The 4477-nt window shown below is 63.1% G+C and carries 6 protein-coding genes; 3 read left to right on the plus strand and 3 right to left on the minus strand.

The genetic code is table 11. The features are described from left to right. Positions 1 to 106 precede the first annotated feature (106 nt). On the plus strand, positions 107 to 1150 hold the full coding sequence (locus ABW043_RS07250; protein ID WP_353920550.1) for a Gfo/Idh/MocA family protein: 1044 nt from the start codon (positions 107 to 109) through the stop codon (positions 1148 to 1150). Between the two features lie 119 nt (positions 1151 to 1269). Here ABW043_RS07250 and ABW043_RS07255 read toward each other — a convergent pair whose 3' ends face one another. Then, a complete protein-coding gene (locus ABW043_RS07255) occupies positions 1270 to 2052 on the minus strand; it encodes an SDR family NAD(P)-dependent oxidoreductase (protein WP_353920551.1) in 783 nt (260 codons plus the stop codon). Between the two features lie 91 nt (positions 2053 to 2143). Between ABW043_RS07255 and ABW043_RS07260 the strand changes: the two genes are divergently transcribed. Together ABW043_RS07260 and ABW043_RS07265 are read left to right on the plus strand one after the other, a co-directional pair. After that, positions 2144 to 2662 carry a MarR family winged helix-turn-helix transcriptional regulator gene (locus tag ABW043_RS07260; RefSeq protein WP_353920552.1) on the plus strand — a complete coding sequence of 173 codons (519 nt, stop codon included), beginning with the start codon at positions 2144 to 2146 and terminating at the stop codon, positions 2660 to 2662. Between the two features lie 66 nt (positions 2663 to 2728). After that, the gene (locus tag ABW043_RS07265) at positions 2729 to 2980 is read left to right on the plus strand and encodes a GlsB/YeaQ/YmgE family stress response membrane protein (RefSeq protein ID WP_353920553.1); all 252 of its coding nucleotides are present in this window, start codon (positions 2729 to 2731) and stop codon (positions 2978 to 2980) included. Between the two features lie 8 nt (positions 2981 to 2988). Here ABW043_RS07265 and ABW043_RS07270 read toward each other — a convergent pair whose 3' ends face one another. Together ABW043_RS07270 and ABW043_RS07275 are read right to left on the minus strand one after the other, a co-directional pair. Then, positions 2989 to 3261, minus strand: coding sequence for a DUF2277 domain-containing protein (locus ABW043_RS07270; protein WP_353920554.1), 273 nt, complete (start codon positions 3259 to 3261; stop codon positions 2989 to 2991). Positions 3262 to 3355: 94 nt separating this feature from the next. Then, the coding region (locus tag ABW043_RS07275; protein WP_353920555.1) for a bifunctional metallophosphatase/5'-nucleotidase at positions 3356 to 4477 on the minus strand (1122 nt) is incomplete at its 5' end.

The raw sequence follows: 4477 nt of genomic DNA on the forward strand, positions 1-4477 counted from the left end.
GGACAAGCCGGGCGATGACGGTGGGGTAGGTATCGAGGGCCGTCTTGCGGTCCCGGTGTATTGAAACTGTTTAGCGGTCGTTGCGGCGGCCAAGGAAATCAGAAGAATGCGTATCCTCATTCTGGGTACCGGCGGCATGGCCAATCAGCATGCCAAGCATTTCGCTGCCATTGATGGCGTGACGCTGGTGGGCGGCGTGGACGTGGACCCGGCGCGGGTCGAGGCGTTCAACAAGGTCCATGGCATCGAGAGGGGCTTTGGCTCGCTCGATGCGGCGATCGGCTGGGGCGAGTTCGATGCGGTGGCCAATGTCACCCCGGACAGCATCCACCATCCGACGACCATGGCGGCACTCAATGCCGGCAAGCACGTGTTCTGCGAAAAGCCGCTGGCGACCGACCATGCCAAGGCCATGGAAATGACCGAGACGGCCGAACGGCTCGGTCTCGTCAACATGGTCAACCTGACCTATCGCAATGTCGCGCAATTGCAAAAAGCGCGCGAGATAGTGCAGTCGGGCCAGGTCGGCGCGGTCAAGCACTTCGAGGCGAGCTACCTGCAGAGCTGGCTGGTGTCGAAGGCGTGGGGCGACTGGCGCACGGAAAGCCAGTGGCTGTGGCGCCTGTCGAAGAAGCACGGTTCCAACGGCGTGCTCGGCGATATCGGCGTGCACATTCTCGACTTTGCCGCCTATGGCGCCGGTAGCGATTTCTCGGACGTGTTCTGCCGCCTGCACACCTTCGACAAGGCCGAGGGCAACCGGATCGGCGAATATGATCTCGACGCCAATGACAGCTTTGCCATGACGGCGCAGCTTGAGAATGGCGCTCTGGGCGTGGTTCACGCAACGCGCTGGGCGACCGGCCACTTCAACGAGCTGCGCCTGCGCGTCTATGGCGAAAAGGGCTCGGTGGAAGTGCAGCATCGCCACGATTGGTCGAAGCTGTTCACCTGCCTTGGCGACGACATCGAGACCGGTACCTGGACCGAGGTTGCGGTCGATCCGGTGCCGACGAACTATCAGCGTTTTGCCGAAGCGGTGCGGGCAGGCAAGAATCTCGAGCCGAGCTTCCGCCACGCCACCAATATCCAGAAGGTGCTGGATCTGGCGACGGTGACGGATCGCGATCGGGCTGAGCACCGGGTGTAAACCGGGCGGTTCGCTCCTGCGAGAGATTCCCGCTTTCGCGGGAATGACACTGTCGGTGCGGCTGCGTCGCAGCAAAGTAAAAGAGGGCCGCTCCGAATTGTCGGGGCGGCCTTTTCGATTCAAGCAGCTTTGTAGCGTGCGGCTGGCGACCCGTTCTGAGTGCCGCCGAAGAGGTTTTGCCGGGCGGCGTCGTAGTTGGCCCAGAGATCGGCTTCGTGGACGGAAGGGAGGGTGACTTCCTCGCCGCGGTCAAGACCGACGAGGGCGGCGTCGACGAGCTGTTCGGCGGTCATGAACACGGACTGGTCGAAATTGGCGATGGGGACGCCGGCGGTGTCGTAGAATTCGGTGATGGTGCCGGCGGGGAGGACTGCCTGGACCAGCACGCCATCGTCCTTGACCTCCTGCTGGATGCCGCGGCTCCAGGTGAGTACGAAGGCCTTGGTGGCGCTGTAGAGCGAGCTGACCGGGAGGGCGTGGAAGGCCATGACCGAGCCGACATTGACGATGGCGCCAGACTTGCGGAGGCGCATGGCGGGCAGGGCGGCGCGGGTGAGGCGCATCAGGGCGGTGACGTTGAGGGTGAGCGTGGCGGCGGCATCGGCGTCAGACATTACGGCCGTCGGCGCGATCGGGCCCATGCCGGCATTGTTGACGAGGATGTCGATGGTTTCGGTGCGGAGCACGGTTTCGACCGTTGCCATGCCGTCTTCCGAGGAGAGGTCTGCGACGATGGTGCGGACCGAGATCCCATGGGCTTGCCGGAGCTGGGTGGCGAGATCGGCCAGGCGATCGGCGCGGCGGGCGACGAGGACGAGATCGTGGCCGCGGGCGGCGAAACGCTGGGCATAGACGGCGCCGATGCCGGAGGAGGCACCGGTGATGAGAGCGGTCTTGGACATGGAATGCTCCTATTGTTGAGTGCTCAACTAATTGGGATCAGGCCGCATCCTTGTCAATGGTGATGTGCTCAACTATTTTGTTGGATGGAGAATGACAATGGCAAAAATCACGCCTGCAGACGTCGAAAGCACCGAGGCCTATGATCCGCTCAACTGCACGCATACGGCGCTGCGGGTGGCGTCGCGGCAGCTTACCCAACTCTATGACGACGCGCTGGCCGCGTCGGGACTGACATCGGGACAGGCGCTGCTGGTGGCGCGGATCGATGAAATGGGTGGGGCGCCGGGCGGGGCTGGCCCGTCACTGCAGGCGCTGGCGAAGCGGCTGTCGATCCAGATTTCGGCACTGACGCATGCGCTGCGGCCTTTGGTACGCGATGGACTGGTGGACGTGGTGGTCGATGGCACCGACCGGCGCGTGAAGCGGGCTGTGCTGACGGAGCAGGGGCTGAAGCAGACCCAGCAAATGTATGTCCTGTGGCGCGAGCTGAACGAGCGGATAGACGGCGTATTGGGGGCGGGGACCACCGAGCAGTTGCGGGGACTGGCAAATCTGGTTGCGGCGCCCGGTTTTGCCGAAAAGGTTCTGTCGGAAGGCGGCCACGGCTAGGGCCCTCCCTTGTAAGGGGGGCAGGCCATTCCAATTTATGGCGCGACCAATCCTGGGAGCGTTTGAATGGGAATTTTCTGGGCCATCATCATTGGCTTTCTTGCCGGCCTGATCGCCAAGTGGATCACCCCTGGCGATAACAAGCCGCAGGGCTTTATCCTCACGACGGTGCTGGGCATTGTCGGCTCGGTGGTGGCGACCTGGCTCGGGCAGCAGATCGGCTGGTATGGGCCGGGCGATGGAGCGAATTTCATCGGCGCTATTGTCGGCGCAGTGGTGATCCTGCTGGCCTGGGGGCAATTGGCGCGTCGGGTCTAGCCCTGAACTCAGGCTGTGCCGTAGCGCTCGCGGGCTCGTTCGCGAGCCTTAGCCGCGACGACGTCACGATCTTTGGGTGGCGCCTTGGTGTCGAGGGCGGTCAGCAGTTTGCGGACTGATTTCTCGATCTCTTCCACGGCGTCATAGAATGCTGGCTCGTTGGCCTGCGAGGGGCGGTTGAAGCCGGAGATCTTGCGGACGAATTGCAGGGCCGCCTCGTGCATTTCGTTCTTGCTGGCAGGCGGTTCGAAATTGAAAAGTGGCTTGATGTTGCGGCACATGGCGTTTTCCGTTGGTGGACATCGCATCGGTCAAAAGACGTAACGCAAAAGGGCGCCCGATGGGCGCCCTTCGTGTTTGGTTTCGCGAAAAGCCTTACTTCACGGTAATGCGGCCATCGAGGTAGGGCGTGTATTCGCCGCCGAGCTTGGCGAGGTATTCGGCAACGACCTGCTCGAGCGGCGGACCGAAATCATAGGGGTTTTCGCCCGAAGCGAAGGTCTCGTAGCCGTCGCCGCCGCCACGCACATAGTTGTTGGTGACGACAATGTAGTCGGCTTCCTCGTCGATCGGCACCCAGGTGTCGCCTTCGCCCTTGACCAGCACGTCGCTGATGCGGCTGCCGGCGGGATTGGCGAGGGTGTAGGTGTACTTGAGGCCTGCGACCTGGGCGAAGCGGCCGGCGCCGTTTTCGATGTCGCTGACGCCGTTTTCGAGGGCTTCGATGACGTCGGCACCGCTCACCTGAACGGTGGCGAGAGTGTTGGAGAAGGGCAGGACGGTCAGCACGTCGCCGACGGTGATTTCGCCGGCGTCGATGGAGGCGCGGACGCCGCCGCCGTTCTGGAAGGCAATGGTGGCGCCCTGATCAGCAACGCGATCGAGGATGGCGTCGGCCAGAAGATTGCCCATGGAGCATTCCTGCACGCGGCAGACTTCGCGGGCGCCTTCGAGCTTGTCGGTGGTGGTGCCGATGACCTGGCTGGTCATTTCCTCGATGGGGCCGAGCAGGGTTTCGAGCTGGCCCTTGAAGTCTTCGTTGGCAACGACCGAGGCGTCGATCAGGTACGGCTCGCCTTCGGCCTTGGTGACGACGCCATTGTCATCCCAGGTGATGGCGATGTCGCCGAGATATTTGCCATACTGGTTGGCCTGGACGACGGGCACTTCGACGCCGACCGGGTTGGTGACCATGGTCGGGTAGGGGCCAGCAGCGCCTTCGGCGGTGTTGGAGAGAAGGGTGTGGCTGTGGCCCCCGACGATCACGTCGACCAGCGGCAGGGAGGCGGCGACGTTGAGGTCTTCGTTGTAGCCGATGTGGCTCAGGAGGATGATCTTGTTGACGCCAGCGGCATCGAGCGCTTCGGAAGCGCCGCGGACATATTGGATGACGTCGTGGAACTCGACATCGCCAGGCGAGGCGATTTCGGGAGTGTCTTCGGTGGTGGCGCCGATGATGCCGATCTTTTCGCCGCCGACATCGAGGACGATGGAGCC

Origin of the sequence: Devosia sp. (assembly GCF_040509215.1) — a bacterium.
GTDB lineage: Bacteria > Pseudomonadota > Alphaproteobacteria > Rhizobiales > Devosiaceae > Devosia.